The sequence below is a fragment of the Pseudomonas sp. MYb2 genome (assembly GCF_002979955.1).
GTDB lineage: Bacteria > Pseudomonadota > Gammaproteobacteria > Pseudomonadales > Pseudomonadaceae > Aquipseudomonas.
Genome location: NZ_PCQC01000003.1, coordinates 214,671 through 230,830 on the forward strand (window position 1 = coordinate 214,671; position 16,160 = coordinate 230,830).

Consider the following 16,160-nt stretch of genomic DNA (forward strand, 5'->3'; position numbering starts at 1 on the left):
CAGTTCTCACAACGCACCGATTTGGATCATTAATTCTTTTTCTCATTTGACAATCATTATCATTCAACATAATTTGTCGCTCGATGTGTAGGACGGCCCCGTCCCCCCAGGCGTCCCACTAACCTATTTGGCAGCAAGGTGATTTCCATGACGGAACAAGTATCCACAAGCAGGTGCGATTCACCGCTACTTCAGGCATTCGTCGACAATCGACTGATTCTGGTCAAAATTGCAGCCCGCATTACCGGCTGCCGCTCACGTGCCGAAGACGTGGTGCAGGACGCATTTTTCCGACTGCAGTCGGCACCGCCGATCACCTCGTCGATCAAGGCTCAACTGAGTTATCTGTTCCAGATCGTGCGCAACCTCGCCATCGATCACTACCGCAAACAGGCGCTGGAACAGAAATACTCCGGCCCTGAAGAGGAAGGGCTGAACGTGGTCATTCAGGGTGCTTCGCCGGAAACCTCACACATCAATTTTTCGACCCTGGAACACATCGCCGACGCGCTGACCGAACTGCCCAGCCGCACTCGCTATGCGTTCGAAATGTACCGCCTGCACGGCGTGCCGCAAAAGGACATCGCCAAGGAACTCGGCGTATCGCCGACCCTGGTCAACTTCATGATTCGTGATGCACTGGTGCACTGCCGCAAGGTCTCGGGCAGTCGGCGGGATGCGGTGATTGCGGGTCGTCGTTAAGACCACATGGCCAGATAGAAAAAGATCGCAGCCTCCGGCAGCTCCTACAAGGAAATGCATTCCTCTGCAGGAGCTGCCGATGGCTGCGATCTTTTGCTTTTAAATCACCTCAGGCCAATTTGCACCGATCAAAAAACCGCTCACGCCCCAGCATCATCAGCGCCGCGCGCTTGTGCGGGAAATCGAATTCCTTCTCGCAGTGGAAGCACTGATTCTGCATATGGCCAATCATCTTCGCGTTGTCGGCGCGGGGCTCGGCGACCACACGCTGGGTGCGCGGATCATCGAGAAACAGGTAATGCACCAGCGCCGATAACCAGCTCGCCACTTTGTGCGGACCGCGGTGATCTTCTTCGCCCACCAGCATGTGAATGCCGCGATCGTAATTGTCGGCATCGTAGAACGGCGCAATCCGATCTTCCTTCGCCCAATAGGCTTCGAAATAAGCGAACGGCTGATCATCGAAACAGCCGATCAGTGTCAGCGTGTGCGGATCGGCATCGAGCTTGCTCAGGTACTCGCGGTGTTTTTCGAGGCTGCCCTCCTCCTGCCAGAAACTGGCTACCCGCGGACTGTTCTGCCAGCGATTGAAACGTGACAGATCTTCTTCGATCTCCACCGTTCGCAGGGAAATCCACGCACCAAGGCGCGCGTCGAAACGCCGATACACTTCACCCCGCGGCTTCACCGGTCGCAGCGGATGGCGCTTGCCCTGGCTGATGACCATTTGCTGCGGGTAGCTGCCGCTCAGCGAGGTTCCGAGCCACGGTTGCGGCAGTTGCCAGAACAGCGTGCGCTCGCAGCGATATTCGCCGGCCACTTCAGTGCTTGCCAGCAAACCGCTGAGCAGCGCTTCAGTCGGCGGCTGATCCAGTTGCCAGGTCAATTGCTGGCAGTCAGGATCGCGGGCGAACAGCCAATAACAGGCGGCCCACAGCGCTTGCCCTGGCGGCAAGGCAAAACGCTCATCGATCTGGATCGGCCCTTTGACCTCACGATCAAGGCGCAGACGAATCAGCGGTTGTCCATCCAGGCTCAGGCTCAGACGGCTTTCGGTGGCATCAGCGATCAGATGACTGCCCGAGGGCAACGCAAGGGCAGTCAGGTCATTCAGATTGGACATGGGTCGGGCTCACGATAATCGTCGACAGTTCAACGATGGGACGTGATCCGGAATGAGAAATTTAGGCTTTGCAGGGAAATCAATGCCTCAGTGGTGAGGCACCGGTACCACGGCAATCTTGTATGGCTCGAAAATCTTCAGCATTTCACCGTTATCGCGCAACCCCTGGAGCAGTCTGGCAAATGCCTCACCGCTGATCGGCGCGGTCGGCCGCAGAATCGCGTAGTGGTGATAGACCTGATCGACGCGCTGCGAGACCAGCAGCTCATCACGAACCTTCTCGTTGCGCAGCAGGTAATCGCTCAGATACGAGCGGGTGACCAGGGCGATATCGGCGCGTCCGCGCAGCACCATCAGCAGGTTGCTGTCGTGGGAATAGGTCAACGTGGCATTGAAGTTCTGTGCGAGGAACTTGGGGTCCGCGTTGAAGTTGGCGAATTCGTAGTGATACCCGCTGAACAGCGCCAGACGCTTGCCGGTGAGGCTCGCAAAGTAACTTTGCTGACGACCGTCTTCACGTTGCGCGACGAAAATTTCGGCGTCTTCAAGGCCCATATCGACGTCGGTGTGGGGAATATCCTTCCAGCCCCATTCCGGGTTCTCGAAGATCGCCATGTCGATCCGGCCCTGCTTGAAATCACCAAAACGTCGCGGAATCGATGTCGGTACGAGGACGAACTGATAGTCGCTTTGCAGCCCGTTCAAGGCCTCGACCAGTTGCGGCAGCAGACCGGTGTCGGCACCATTTTCCGGGCGAATGGTGTATGGCGGGAAGTGTGCCGCGCCAACCCGAACCAGTTGCGCTGCCTGGACAGGCAACAAGCATGATGCCGTCAGAGCGGCGAGCAAAAAACCCGCGGCCGTCCGAATTGGCGAAGACTTCAAAACACCCCACTCCCCGAAAAAATACCGATCATTGCATTCAAGCTAGGCGGTTTCGCCCAGTTAGCCAGTTTCCCGGCTGGATAGAAAGTCGTTCAACGCTCTTCGAGGACCAGAATCAACGCCTCCTCCGCCAGTTGCTCAAGGCTCAAGCCACCGCCGGCACGGAACCAGGTGGTGGTCCAGGACAGCGCGCCAGTGAGGAAACGTCGGGTAATAAATACGTCGCCGCGGATCAAACCGTGCGCCTTGGCTTCGCCGAGCACTTGCAGCCAGAGGTCTTCATAAACATCACGCAACGCCAGGACTTTGGCCTGACCGTCCTCGGACAACGAGCGCCATTCGTAAACCAGTACCGCCATCGCTTCGCCGCTGCCGCCCATGATCGACTGCAGTTCGCAGCGAATCAGCGCCAGCACGCGCTCTCGCACATTGCCGGCTTCAGCGAGTGCCGCACGCATCAACGCGGTGTTGTAGCGGATGGTTTCCTCCATCACCGCGCGGAGAATTTCATCCTTGCTTTTGAAGTGATGAAAAATGCTCCCCGACTGAATACCGACTGCGCCGGCCAGATCACGCACCGTGGTGCGTTCATAACCTTTGTTACGGAACAGGTGAGCCGCCACTTGCAGCAATTTGCCGCGAGCGCTGTCCGGGTCGGTCAACTGACCTTCGTCGACCAATTCGCGCATGACCCTCAGGGCTTTTTGCTCGTCCACCCGTTCTCTCCTACAGTCGATCAGTCTGTTGCCCCCTGAAACCGCAGGGTTGCGCGCAATTTAAGCCGCCAGCGACGACCAAGCAAGCGCTTGGGCAGAAGATAATCTTAGCCATTTACAAACCAAGCGCTTGCTTGGTAGCCTCAAGACACTTCTGTCGCAGGTTTCTGAGTCGGAGATAAAAATGCCAACCACCGTCCGTATCGGATGCGCCAGTGCATTCTGGGGTGACACGTCTACCGCCGCGGCTCAGCTTGTGGCCGGAGGGCGCCTGGATTATCTGGTGTTCGATTACCTGGCCGAGATCACCCTGTCGATCATGGCCGGCGCACGCATGAAAGATCCGCAGGCGGGTTTCGCCGGCGACTTCATCGAAGTCCTGACGCCGCTGCTGCCACAGCTGGCGGAACAGAATATCCGCGTCATCAGCAACGCCGGCGGCGTCAATCCACTTGCCTGCGCCGCCGCATTGCAAGCGGCCTGCAACAAGGCCGGAGTAACACTGAAAATCGCCGTACTGCTCGGCGATGACCTGCAACCGCAACTCAAACAACTCAGTGGCATCCGCGAGATGTTCAGCGGTGCACCGCTGCCGCCAATGTGCGTGTCGTCCAACGCCTACCTCGGCGCACCGGGGATCGTCGAAGCCCTGCGCCTGGACGCCGACATTGTCATTACCGGGCGGGTGGTCGACAGCGCGGTGGTCAGCGCGGCACTGGTGCACGAGTTCGGCTGGTCGTGGCACGACTACGACAAACTCGCCCAGGCCGCGCTGGCCGGGCACATCATCGAATGCGGCGCGCAATGCACCGGTGGCAATTTCACCGATTGGCGCGACGTTCCGGATTACGAACACATCGGTTTTCCGATCGTTGAAGTCAGTGCCGACGGCCAGTTCATCGTCAGCAAACCCGAAAATTCCGGTGGACTGGTCACGCCGCTGACGGTCGGCGAACAGTTGCTCTATGAAATAGGCGACCCACAGGCGTATCTGTTACCCGATGTAGTCTGCGATTTCACTGAAGTCAGGCTTCAGCAGCGAGGCAAAAACGCCGTCCATGTGCATGGCGCCAAAGGGCTTCCGCCAGGCGACAGATACAAAGTCAGCGCGACCTGGCCGGATGGCTTTCGCTGCACTGCCAGTTGCCTGATCGCCGGCATCGATGCGGTGGAAAAAGCGCAGCGTGTCAGCCAGGCAATCATCGACAAAACCGCAGAGATGTTCAGCCAGCGCGGCTGGCCAGCCTACAGCGAAACCAGCATCGAACTGCTCGGCAGCGAAGCCACCTACGGCCCCCATGGCCAGCGTCGCGACAGCCGCGAAGTGGTGATCAAAATCGCTGTGCGCCACCCGAACAAACAGGCGCTGGTGCTGTTCTCCCGCGAAATTGCCCAAGCCGCGACCGGCATGGCCCCGGGGCTGACCGGCATCGTCGGGGGACGGCCAACGGTGTACCCGCTCATCCGCCTGTTCTCATTCCTGATCGAGAAAACCACCTGCACCTTGCAAGTCGACATTGCCGGCGAACGCCATCCTTGCACCCTGCCCTCGCAGGAGGCACTCGACAGCGGAGATTTGCCGATTGCCCGGCAACCACCGAAACCCCAGGGCCGCGCCGATGCCAGCGTGCCCTTGGTAAAACTCGCCGTGGCGCGCTCCGGAGACAAGGGCAATCACAGCAACATCGGCGTGCTGCCACGTAAACCCGAATACTTGCCGTGGATCGCCGAAGCACTGACCCCGGCGGTGATCGTCGACTGGATGCGCCACGTACTCGACCCGATCCATGGCCGGGTCGAGCGCTGGTATCTGCCCGGCACCCACAGCCTCAACTTTCTCCTGGAAAACGCACTCGGCGGCGGTGGCGTGGCCAGCCTGCGCATCGACCCGCAAGGCAAAGCCTTCGCCCAACAACTATTGGAAATCCAGATCCCGGTGCCGCAGGGCATCGCCGAACAGCTCGACTAGAGGAGGGTTTGCATGGCTTACGCGTCGATTTTCAACGCTGATCTGTTCAGCGGCCAGACCATCATCGTCACCGGCGGTGGCAGCGGCATTGGTCGCTGCACCGCCCATGAACTGGCGGCGCTTGGTGCCAATGTGCTGCTGGTCGGGCGCAAACCGGAAAAGCTGCAAAAGGTCGCCGCTGAAATCGCCGAAGACGGGGGCCGCGCGCACTGGAAGGCCTGCGATATCCGCGATGAAGAAGCGGTGAAGCAATTAGTGAAAGAACTGATTGTCGAGCACGGGCCGATCCACGGTCTGGTCAACAATGCTGGCGGCCAATACCCGTCGCCATTGGCTTCGATCAATCAGAAAGGTTTCGAAACCGTGCTGCGCACCAACCTCGTTGGCGGTTTCCTGATGGCGCGGGAAGTGTTCAACCAGTCGATGAGCAAACACGGCGGCAACATCGTCAACATGCTCGCCGACATGTGGGGCGGCATGCCCGGCATGGGCCACTCGGGTGCGGCGCGGTCGGGCATGGCCAACTTCACCAAGACCGCCGCGTTCGAATGGGGTTACGCCGGGGTACGGGTCAACGCGGTGGCGCCGGGCTGGATCGCCTCCAGCGGTATGGACACTTACGAAGGCGCGTTCAAAGCGGTGATTCCAACCCTGCGCGAGCATGTGCCACTCAAGCGCATCGGCACCGAATCGGAAGTCAGCGCGGCGATTGTGTTTCTGCTCAGCCCGGCGGCGGCGTTCATCAGTGGCAGCACCTTGAAAATCGATGGTGCAGCCAGCCTCGGCAGCCGTGCATGGCCGCTGCACAAGGCGACTCACAGCGAATCGTTCAATGGTTTCCACCGCGCCTACCTTCCAGACGTGCTGAAGGACAAGGAGTAAGCCATGCCGCAGATCCAGTCCCAACTCGACCCGCACAGCGAGGCTTTTGCGCGCAACCGTGCGGCGATGCTCACGGCCATCGAACACGTCCAGCAACTCGAACAGAACCTGCTGAACAAGGCCGCCGAAGCCAAAGGGAAATTCGACAAACGCGGGCAATTGCTGCCCCGCGAACGCTTGAACCTGTTGCTCGATCCCGGTGCACCCTTCCTCGAACTGGCCAGCCTCGCCGGCTACAAATTGCATGACGACAAGGACGGCAGCTCGGCCGGCGGCGGGCTGATTGCCGGCATCGGTTACGTCTGCGGCATCCGCGCGATGGTCGTGGCCAACAACAGCGCGATCAAGGGCGGCACCATTTCGCCAAGCGGCTTGAAAAAATCCCTGCGCCTGCAACAGATCGCCCAGGAAAACAAACTGCCGGTGATCACCCTCGCCGAAAGCGGCGGTGCCAACCTCAATTACGCAGCGGACATTTTCGTCGAAGGCGCACGCAGTTTTGCCAATCAGGCGCGCATGTCAGCGATGGGCTTGCCGCAGATCACCGTGGTGCACGGCTCGGCCACGGCGGGCGGCGCCTATCAGCCGGGGCTGTCGGATTACGTGGTGGTGGTGCGCGGCAAGGCCAAGCTGTTTCTGGCCGGCCCGCCACTGTTGAAAGCAGCCACCGGCGAAGTCGCCACCGATGAAGAACTTGGTGGCGCGGAGATGCACGCACAGGTTGCCGGGACGGCTGAATACCTTGCGGAAAACGATGCCGATGGCGTGCGCCAGGTCCGTGAAATCCTGCGCATGCTGCCGTGGAACGAGCAACTGCCATGGTTGCCGGAACCGCAATACAAAGAGCCGCTCTACCCGATCGAAGAACTGCTCGGGTTGATCCCCGACGATCCGAAAAAGCCTTATGACGTGCGCGAAATCATCGCGCGCATTGCCGACGAATCCTGCTTCGTCGAATTCAAGGGCGAGTTCGATCAACAGACAATTTGTGGTCAATTGAAGATTCAGGGCCGCGCTTGCGGTTTCATCGGCAACAACGGCCCGATCACCCCGAACGGCGCGAGCAAGGCAGCGCAGTTCATTCAGTTGTGCGACCAGAGCCAGACGCCGCTGCTGTTTTTCCACAACACCACCGGCTTCATGGTCGGCACCGAATCGGAACAGCAAGGCGTGATCAAGCACGGCTCGAAACTGATTCAAGCGGTGGCCAATGCGCGGGTGCCTAAACTGACCATCGTCGTCGGCGGCTCTTACGGTGCCGGCAACTATGCGATGTGCGGACGCGGACTCGATCCACGCTTTATCTTCGCCTGGCCGAACAGCCGCACGGCAGTGATGGGGGGCGCGCAGGCCGGCAAAGTGCTGCGCATTGTGACTGAAGCCAAACAGCTCAAGGATGGTTTGACGCCAGACCCGAAGATGCTCGACATGCTCGAACAGGTCACCGCACAAAAACTCGACAGCCAATCCACCGCCCTCTACGGCAGCGCCAACCTGTGGGATGACGGACTGATCGATCCACGCGACACGCGCACCCTGCTCGGCTACTTGCTGGACATCTGCCACGAAGCCGACAGTCGCACGCTGCAACCCAACAGCTTCGGCGTCAGCCGGTTCTGACCGCCACGGATTTTACGGAGAACAATAACAATGATCTTCACCCCGGAACACGAAGCCCTGCGCCGTACCGTCCGCCAGTTCGTCGAGCACGAGATCAATCCACACGTCGATGAATGGGAAAAGGCCGGACGCTTTCCGATCCACGAGATTTTCCGCAAGGCTGGCGACCTCGGTCTGCTCGGCATTTCCAAACCGGAAAAATTCGGCGGCATGGGCCTCGACTACAGCTATTCGATTGTCGCCGCCGAGGAGTTCGGCACTATTCATTGCGGCGGCATTCCGATGTCGATCGGTGTGCAGACCGACATGTGCACGCCAGCCCTCGCCCGCTTCGGTTCCGATGAGTTGCGCGAAGAATTTCTGCGCCCGGCGATCACTGGTGAGCAGGTTGGCTGCATCGGTGTTTCTGAAGTCGGCGCCGGTTCCGACGTGGCCGGGCTGAAAACCACCGCGCGCAAGGACGGTGACGACTACGTGATCAACGGCAGCAAGATGTGGATCACCAACTCGCCGAGCGCCGATTTCATCTGCCTGCTCGCGAACACTTCGGACGACAAACCGCACATCAACAAGTCGCTGATCATGGTGCCGATGAACACGCCGGGGATCAGCCTCAGTTCGCACCTGGACAAACTGGGCATGCGCAGTTCGGAAACCGCCCAGGTATTTTTCGACGACGTGCGCGTGCCGCAACGCAATCGCGTCGGCCACGAAGGCGCCGGGTTCATGATGCAGATGCTGCAGTTCCAGGAGGAACGTCTGTTCGGCGCGGCGAACATGATCAAGGGTCTCGAGTATTGCGTCGACAGCACCATCGAGTACTGCAAGGAGCGCAAAACCTTCGGCAATGCGCTGATCGACAATCAGGTGATCCACTTCCGCCTCGCCGAATTGCAGACCGAAATCGAATGCCTGCGCGCGCTGGTCTATCAGGCCACCGAGCAGTATGTGAAAGGCCAGGACGTGACGCGACTGGCGTCGATGGCCAAGCTCAAGGCCGGGCGTCTGGGTCGCGAAGTCAGCGACAGTTGCCTGCAATATTGGGGCGGCATGGGTTTCATGTGGGACAACCCGGTGGCCCGCGCCTATCGCGATGTTCGACTGGTGTCGATTGGCGGCGGCGCCGACGAAATCATGCTGGGGATCATCTGCAAACTGATGGGCATTCTGCCGGGGAAAAAGAAATGAGCAGCCTGCCCGATTGCCAGACGCTGTTACTGGAACTGCATGGCGGCGTGCTGCACATCACCCTCAATCGCCCGGACAGCCGCAATGCGATGAGCTTGCAGATGGTCAGCGAATTGCGCGCGGTGCTGGCCTGCGTACGCGATGACCGCAGCGTTCGCGCATTGGTGCTCAGCGGTGCCGGCGGGCATTTCTGTGCCGGTGGCGACATCAAGGACATGGCCAGTGCTCGTGCTCAGGGTGTGGATGCTTACTGTGATTTGAATCGCGCTTTTGGTGCTTTGCTGGAAGAGGCGCAGCACGCGCCGCAAGTGCTGATCACCGTGCTGCAAGGCGCAGTGCTCGGTGGTGGTTTCGGTCTGGCCTGTGTCAGCGATATCGCCATTGCCGATCACCAGGCGCAATTCGGTCTGCCGGAAACCAGTCTGGGTTTGCTGCCGGCGCAGATCGCACCTTTTGTGGTCCAGCGCATCGGCCTGACCGACGCTCGGCGTCTGGCGCTGACCGCTGCACGCTTTGACGGGCATCAGGCACGACGTCTGGGGCTGGTGCATTTTGTCGAGCAGGATCCGCAGGCACTGGCCGAACGTTTGGATGAGGTGCTGCAACATGTGCTGTGTTGTGCGCCGCAGGCGAATGCGATGACCAAGAAACTGTTGTTGGCCAGTGCCGGGCAGCCTTCGAGTGAACTGCTTGATGAGGCGGCGCTGTGGTTTGCCGAGGCGGTGACGGGGGAAGAAGGGATCGAGGGCACCATGGCTTTTGTGCAGAAGCGTAAACCGCGGTGGGCTACCTGAAAGCATCGCAAGCAGGCTCACTCCTACATTTGAAATGCGTTCCCCTGTAGGAGTGAGCCTGCTCGCGATGAGGCCTCCACATCCACCGCCAAAACCTCAGGAAACCCACCATGCCAACCCTCCATAAAATCCTGATCGCCAACCGCGGTGAAATCGCCTGCCGCATCCAGCGCACCGCCCAGGCGTTGGGCTACCGCACCGTCGCCGTCTACAGCGACGCCGACGCCGATGCCCTGCACGTACAAATGGCCGATCAAGCCGTACACATTGGCCCGTCCCCGGTGCAGCAGTCGTATCTGAATATTCCGGCGATCCTTGACGCCGCTCGTCGCAGCGGCGCCGACGCCATCCATCCCGGCTACGGCTTCCTCTCGGAAAACGCCGAGTTCGCCCGCGCCTGCGAACTAGCCGGTTTGACCTTCATCGGCCCCAGCGTCGCAGCCATCGAATTGATGGGCAGCAAACGTCAGTCGAAAATCGCCATGCTCGCCGCCGGCGTGCCCTGCATCGCCGGTTATCAAGGCGCCGAACAGGACGACACGACCCTGCTGCGAGAAGCCGAACGCATCGGCTACCCGTTGATGATCAAGGCCAGTGCCGGTGGCGGCGGTCGCGGCATGCGTCTGGTCCACGATGGCGCTGATTTACCGGCACAACTGCGCACCGCACGTTCAGAAGCATTGAACGGTTTTGGCTGCGACGAACTGATCCTCGAACAGGCGTTGATCGAGCCGCGTCACGTCGAAGTGCAATTGTTCGGCGATCATCAGGGCAACCTGATTTACCTTGGCGAACGCGATTGCTCGGTACAGCGGCGTCACCAAAAAGTCATCGAAGAAGCGCCCTGCCCGGTGATGACCGCCGAGTTGCGTCAGGCCATGGGCCAGGCGGCACTGAAAGCCGGACGCGCGGTGAATTATGTCGGCGCTGGCACCGTGGAGTTTCTACTCGATGCGCGTGGGCAGTTCTATTTTCTGGAGATGAATACTCGCTTGCAGGTCGAACATCCGGTGACCGAACTGATCACCGGGTTGGACCTGGTAGCGTGGCAACTGTTGGTTGCCGAGGGGCAGCCGTTGCCGCTGACTCAGGATCAAGTCCAACTCAGCGGCCATGCAATGGAAGTGCGACTCTATGCCGAAGACCCAACACAGGGTTTTCTGCCACAAACCGGCCGCATCACGGCGTGGGAGCCGGCGCAGCAACACGGCACACGCATTGATCATGGCCTGCGCGAAGGGCAACTGATCAGCCCGTTCTACGACCCGATGCTCGGCAAACTGGTCGCCCACGGCGCCACTCGCGAGGAGGCACGACGCAAACTCCTGCGCGCGGTGCAGGACACGGTGCTGCTCGGTGTGCAAAGCAATCAGCGCTTGCTGGTCAGCGTGCTGCAACACCCACAGTTCATCAGTGGCAACTTCAGCACAGCCTTCATCGGGCAGCATTTCAGCGATCACCCCTGCCTGCATCCATACGCGCCGAGTGAAGAAGATCTGGCCATCGCCGCGGTGCTGTTTTATCAAACCAGCGCCCTCATCCACCGCAAACCGCTTTCCGGTTGGCGCAATAACGCCAGCGTGCCGCTGCTTTACCGCCTCGGTCTCAACGCTCAGAACTGGAACCTGCAACTGCTTGCTGAACCGCAAGGCGTGTTCAAGGTGAAGGTCGCCGAACGCACTCTCGAATTGAAACTGATCAACCACGATACCCAGTCGGTGACGCTGGAAATCGACGGCCTGCGCCAGCGTCACGCCTATCGACTCGATGCCGGTCAACTCTGGCTGTTCACCCATCCCGGCGCCCTGCGGCTGGAGGATCGAACTCACGCGGTGATCGACAGTCAGACCAGCGTCAGTTCCGGCACCTTGAAAGCACCGATGGACGGTGCCATCGTCGACGTACTGGTCAGCGAAGGCAGCCCGGTCAGCAAAGGTCAATTGCTGGTGGTGCTGGAGGCAATGAAAATGGAGCACCCGCTCAAGGCCGGCATCGACGGCGTGCTCAAGCGGGTGCAGGTCAAGGTCGGCGATCAGGTAAAAAATCGTCAGGTTCTGTTGCAGGTCGAGTAGTCAGCCGAGCGCAAATGCAGGGTTTGGCTAAGCTCTGAATTATCAGAACGCGGAAATCAGGAACCCTGCGATGCCCCACTGGCTGGTCATAGATCTGGAAGCCACTACCGACGAGGGTGGCTGGCCAGTCACCGAGATGGAAATTATCGAGATCGGCGCCACGCTGGTCGATCGTGCCGGGCGCGAGCAGGATCACTTCCAGCGCTTCGTCAAACCGACACGACGGCCCCTGCTCACGCCGTTTTGTCGCGAGCTGACGCACATCACTCAAGCCAATATCGATGCGGCGCAGCCACTCAACGAAGTCTGGCCGGCGTTCGAACGTTGGCTTGCGCAGCATCAGTCACGCCTCGAAGGCTGGGCCAGTTGGGGCGATTACGACCGCAAGCAATTGCTTCAGGAGTGGCAGCGCCTGCAGATCGACAGCGGCTTGAGCCGCGTGCCGCACATGAACCTCAAGCAACGTTTCGCCAAGGCCCGACGCCTCGAGCGCCCGCTGGGCCTCAACGGTGCACTGCAACTGGCGGGAATGCAGTTCAGCGGTCAGCAACACCGGGCGCTGGAAGATGCGCGCAACACCGCGCGGTTATTGCCACTGGTGTTGCCACTCTAGGGTCAATTCGAGAACTCACCGGACAGACGCCGGGCAGGTGACGGCGTTGAAAGCCTTGTGCATACTGGCCGCCTCAATTTTTTAGCCCTTTTCGAGGAATCGCCCATGTTTAAAGTCAACGAGTACTTCGACGGCACCGTCAAGTCGATCGCCTTTGGCACCGCTGAAGGTCCGGCGACCATCGGCGTCATGGCCCCGGGCGAATACGAATTCGGCACCGCCCAGCGTGAAATCATGCACGTGGTATCCGGCGCACTGACGGTCAAACTGCCAGACAGCGGCGACTGGGAAACCTTCGCCGCCGGTAGCCAGTTCAACGTCCCGGCCAACAGCAAGTTCCAGCTGAAAGTCGCTGTCGATACCGCTTACCTGTGCGAATACCGCGGCTAAGCCCGCGGCTAAGCCCGCGGCCCGCAGCGAAAAAAGAAGTACTGCGCAAAAAAATGCCCGTGTCCAAGGACACGGGCATTTTTCGTTTCGGTGACGGGTTATTCGAGGATTTCCACCGACATCCCGACCTCCAGCAGACCATTGCTGTCGTTCACCAGGTTCTGGCCGAACATCGCCCCGTCGGCCTCGGCTCGGTATTTCTGCAAGGTCGCCAGCGGCTCACGATCAGCGCTGCGCTCACCGGTTTGCGGATCGATGGTGGTCAGGATGCAGCGTGAGCACGGCTTGACCACGCGGAACTCGACATCACCGATACGAATGCGTTTCCAGCTGTCCTCGGCATACGCTTCGCTGCCTTCGATCACCAGATTCGGTCGAAAGCGCAGCATCTCCAGCGGCCGCCCAACCTTTTGCGAAAGGTCCTGCAGCGACGCCTCGCCAATCAACAGCAGCGGAAAACCGTCGGCGAACGCGACTTGATCATCTTCGTTGCCATAGCCGGCTTGCGTGGTGCGGGCGCGATCCAGTGGCACCTGCACCAGACGCGTCGGTTTGCCAATGAAATCGCTGACCCAACGGGCCGCTTCTTCACCGGCATCCGGCACGCGCAAGGTGTCACGCCAAATCGTCACGCCGCGCAACTCGGCATCGTTACCCGGCAGGGCGATGTCGATGGCAGCCTGCTGCGGCGCACTCAACGTCAGACCGCCCTGTTCATTCCACAGGGCCGACAACTGGCTCATCTTCGCTTCGGCACGCTGCGTCAGAAAACGGCCACTGGCTTCGTCCACGAGCATCCAGCGTCGGTCGCCATCAAGCCCCAGCTTGTCGAGGTCGACACTTTGCAGCACATCGACCTTGCCGGATTTCAACGGGTAACGATAAAGCGCGCTCAGACGCAGCATGGCCAGCTCCCTGGAGGATAAAAACGCCACCCTATACGAGCTGGAGCAGGAATCAAAGAGCAAAAACCGTAGGAGTGAGCCTGCTCGCGATAGCGTTGGGTCAGCAATGATTTGGGGCTGACACCCCCCTCTATCGCGAGCAGGCTCACTCCTACAAGGGGTGCGTGATCAGGCCGGCACTTCGTCAAGCATCAGGCGCTGACGCACCACGTCGACCAGTTTGTCCGGCTGAAACTTGGAGAGGAAATTGTCGCAGCCGACCTTCTTCACCATCGAGTCGTTGAAGCTACCGGACAGCGACGTATGCAACACCACATACAGGCCTCGCAGACGCGGATCGTTGCGAATTTCGGTGGTCAGACGGTAACCGTCCATTTCCGGCATTTCCGCGTCGGTGAATATCATCAGCAGCTTATCGGTCATGTTCACGCCGGTGTCGGCCCAGGCCTTGAGCATGTTCAGCGCTTTCAGGCCGTCGCTGGCAATGTGCATTTTCACCCCGAGCTGGCCAAGGGTGTCGCGCAATTGCGAAAGCGCGACATTGGAATCGTCCACCAGCAATACTTCACGGCCACGGGCACGCTCCAGCACCGGATCATCGAGCTTTTCACGCGAGACTTTGGCGTTGTACGGGACGATCTCGGCGAGGACTTTTTCAACGTCAATGATTTCCACCAGTTGATCGTCAACCTTGCTGATCGCGGTCAGGTAGTGCTGACGGCCAGCGCTGGTTGGCGGCGGCAGAATGGCTTCCCAGTTCATGTTGACGATACGGTCAACGCCACCGACCAGGAAAGCCTGTACCGAGCGGTTGTACTCGGTGACGATGATCGTGCTGTTCGGCCCCGGCACCAGTGGTCGCATGCCAATTGCCTGAGACAGGTCGATTACCGGCAGCGTCTGCCCGCGCAAATTGACCACACCACAAACAAATGGGTGACGCTGAGGCATCAGGGTCAGTTTAGGCAACTGCAGCACCTCCTGAACCTTGAACACGTTGATCGCGAACAATTGGCGCCCGGCCAGTCGAAACATGAGAATTTCGAGGCGATTCTCACCCACCAGTTGTGTGCGTTGGTCTACCGTGTCGAGAATGCCGGCCATCAATGACTCCTGGGCTTGTTCTGAAGAATTCACTAAGAGGGTTTATCGGCTGCGTGCGGCAAATCTTGATCACTGCCAAATTCGCCATCAAAATGCCACAACCGGTCATTGATGTCACATTAACATCATGCTTTACTGGCCCCCGTGATTTCATCTGTTACAACCCTTGTGGCGCGACCTCGGTTTGCGCTCCAGGTTCCCGCGCCTAAGGGATTCCCCTACCGACAATCAGGCCCAACCTGATATTCGCAATATCCAATAGCCATTAATGTGACGCCATTCTCATTGCATGAACGGAGTCAGGCTATTGTGTGCGATCGCAGTTCAGTGGAAACACATCCTCTTGAAACCCCGAATTTGTGCACCTGCGCACCGGGGCGCGATCTCGCGACGGTTCATGATCGTCGACACACACGGCATTCCCTCATCAGACATGACGTGGTGGAGATAAGCATGCCAATCGACCATAAAGAGTGGGCCCAGCGGTTCCCCGAATTTCTTGTCGAGGCCGAAACGCTGCTGGCCAAGTCCGAGGAGTGCCTCAGCCACCTGCAATTGATCAGCAACGACAAAGACGCCATCGACTGCATGCTCAATACCCTCCTCAAGCTCGCGGGCAGAGCCCAGGCATTGGCACTGGAGGCAGTTTCCGAGTTTTCCCTGCACATCTACGGCTTGCTCAACCTGGCACAGGATCATGTCGACCTGCACGAACAGGCGCTCGCGGCCTTGAAAGACTGCTTCACGCTGATGGCCTGGCAACTCGAACTGGTTGATCAGAACACGGGGCAACTAGGCCTGGATGACAGTGAACAGACCTCGTTGATCGAGGCCTTCGCCTTTCAGGTCGGCCAAAGCCGGTTCAAGCCCCTCCTCGCGCCGCAGCCTTTGTCACTGATGTCCTATTCAGAGCGACAGGCCTGATGAGCGCGCATGTCGTAATTGAATAGTTCATACCTGCCAGCGACAAAACCAATTAAATAACCAACCTGACCAGAGCGGATACATTCCAGCAGGCCTCAGGGTTTTCCTGTGTCCAGGTAACTCAACTTCGGGCACGCAGCAATATCTATCAAACTCAATTAACCGACATTTTCCATTATGGAACTTACGTCCAACATACCGTGTTTTCTGACTCATTGGACATATATGGCGAACGCGACCAACGGTATCTTAAGTGGTATTATGCCGGCCGTT

The 16,160-nt window shown here is 59.3% G+C and carries 15 protein-coding genes; 10 read left to right on the top strand and 5 right to left on the bottom strand.

The features are described 5' to 3' along the window. Positions 1 to 147: 147 nt before the first annotated feature. Positions 148 to 702 carry an RNA polymerase factor sigma-70 gene (locus CQ009_RS06150; RefSeq protein WP_008088195.1) on the top strand — a complete coding sequence of 185 codons (555 nt, stop codon included), beginning with the start codon at positions 148 to 150 and terminating at the stop codon, positions 700 to 702. Positions 703 to 811: 109 nt separating this feature from the next. On the opposite strand, the gene CQ009_RS06155 is transcribed toward CQ009_RS06150, so the two are convergent. From CQ009_RS06155 to CQ009_RS06165, 3 genes are all read right to left on the bottom strand, one after another. Further along, positions 812 to 1,825: a GNAT family N-acetyltransferase gene (locus tag CQ009_RS06155; protein ID WP_105705199.1), complete on the bottom strand. Its 1,014-nt coding sequence runs from the start codon at positions 1,823 to 1,825 to the stop codon at positions 812 to 814. Positions 1,826 to 1,912: 87 nt separating this feature from the next. After that, positions 1,913 to 2,710, bottom strand: a complete 798-nt coding sequence (locus CQ009_RS06160) for an ABC transporter substrate-binding protein (protein ID WP_064391350.1) — start codon at positions 2,708 to 2,710, stop codon at positions 1,913 to 1,915. Between the two features lie 92 nt (positions 2,711 to 2,802). After that, on the bottom strand, positions 2,803 to 3,426 hold the full coding sequence (locus CQ009_RS06165; RefSeq protein WP_064391351.1) for a TetR/AcrR family transcriptional regulator: 624 nt from the start codon (positions 3,424 to 3,426) through the stop codon (positions 2,803 to 2,805). A gap of 184 nt (positions 3,427 to 3,610) precedes the next feature. Here CQ009_RS06165 and CQ009_RS06170 point away from each other — a divergent pair, with 184 nt between their 5' ends. The 8 genes from CQ009_RS06170 (at position 3,611) to CQ009_RS06205 (ending at position 12,954) form a co-directional block, all read left to right on the top strand. Further along, positions 3,611 to 5,395 (top strand): acyclic terpene utilization AtuA family protein, encoded by a 1,785-nt coding sequence (locus CQ009_RS06170; RefSeq protein WP_105705200.1) that lies wholly within the window; start codon positions 3,611 to 3,613, stop codon positions 5,393 to 5,395. 12 nt (positions 5,396 to 5,407) lie between these two features. Further along, positions 5,408 to 6,277, top strand: coding sequence for an SDR family oxidoreductase (locus CQ009_RS06175; RefSeq protein WP_105705201.1), 870 nt, complete (start codon positions 5,408 to 5,410; stop codon positions 6,275 to 6,277). Between the two features lie 3 nt (positions 6,278 to 6,280). After that, on the top strand, positions 6,281 to 7,897 hold the full coding sequence (atuC, locus tag CQ009_RS06180) for a geranyl-CoA carboxylase subunit beta (protein ID WP_105705202.1): 1,617 nt from the start codon (positions 6,281 to 6,283) through the stop codon (positions 7,895 to 7,897). A gap of 30 nt (positions 7,898 to 7,927) precedes the next feature. Then, positions 7,928 to 9,085 (top strand): citronellyl-CoA dehydrogenase, encoded by a 1,158-nt coding sequence (gene atuD / locus CQ009_RS06185; protein ID WP_105705203.1) that lies wholly within the window; start codon positions 7,928 to 7,930, stop codon positions 9,083 to 9,085. Further along, positions 9,082 to 9,879 carry an enoyl-CoA hydratase/isomerase family protein gene (locus CQ009_RS06190; protein ID WP_105705204.1) on the top strand — a complete coding sequence of 266 codons (798 nt, stop codon included), beginning with the start codon at positions 9,082 to 9,084 and terminating at the stop codon, positions 9,877 to 9,879. Before atuD ends, CQ009_RS06190 begins: the two co-directional genes overlap by 4 nt. A gap of 110 nt (positions 9,880 to 9,989) precedes the next feature. Further along, complete coding sequence (locus CQ009_RS06195; protein ID WP_105705205.1) at positions 9,990 to 11,951, top strand: acetyl/propionyl/methylcrotonyl-CoA carboxylase subunit alpha; 1,962 nt, start codon at positions 9,990 to 9,992, stop codon at positions 11,949 to 11,951. A 70-nt stretch (positions 11,952 to 12,021) separates the two neighbouring features. Further along, the gene (locus CQ009_RS06200) at positions 12,022 to 12,564 is read left to right on the top strand and encodes an exonuclease domain-containing protein (protein WP_064391358.1); all 543 of its coding nucleotides are present in this window, start codon (positions 12,022 to 12,024) and stop codon (positions 12,562 to 12,564) included. Positions 12,565 to 12,669: 105 nt separating this feature from the next. Further along, positions 12,670 to 12,954, top strand: a complete 285-nt coding sequence (locus CQ009_RS06205; protein ID WP_064391359.1) for a pyrimidine/purine nucleoside phosphorylase — start codon at positions 12,670 to 12,672, stop codon at positions 12,952 to 12,954. Between the two features lie 98 nt (positions 12,955 to 13,052). Here CQ009_RS06205 and CQ009_RS06210 read toward each other — a convergent pair whose 3' ends face one another. Together CQ009_RS06210 and CQ009_RS06215 are read right to left on the bottom strand one after the other, a co-directional pair. Continuing rightward, on the bottom strand, positions 13,053 to 13,859 hold the full coding sequence (locus CQ009_RS06210; RefSeq protein WP_064391360.1) for an MOSC domain-containing protein: 807 nt from the start codon (positions 13,857 to 13,859) through the stop codon (positions 13,053 to 13,055). Between the two features lie 168 nt (positions 13,860 to 14,027). Continuing rightward, on the bottom strand, positions 14,028 to 14,963 hold the full coding sequence (locus CQ009_RS06215) for a chemotaxis protein CheV (protein WP_064391361.1): 936 nt from the start codon (positions 14,961 to 14,963) through the stop codon (positions 14,028 to 14,030). Between the two features lie 453 nt (positions 14,964 to 15,416). Here CQ009_RS06215 and CQ009_RS06220 point away from each other — a divergent pair, with 453 nt between their 5' ends. After that, positions 15,417 to 15,887, top strand: a complete 471-nt coding sequence (locus tag CQ009_RS06220; protein ID WP_064391362.1) for a hypothetical protein — start codon at positions 15,417 to 15,419, stop codon at positions 15,885 to 15,887. Positions 15,888 to 16,160 lie beyond the last annotated feature (273 nt).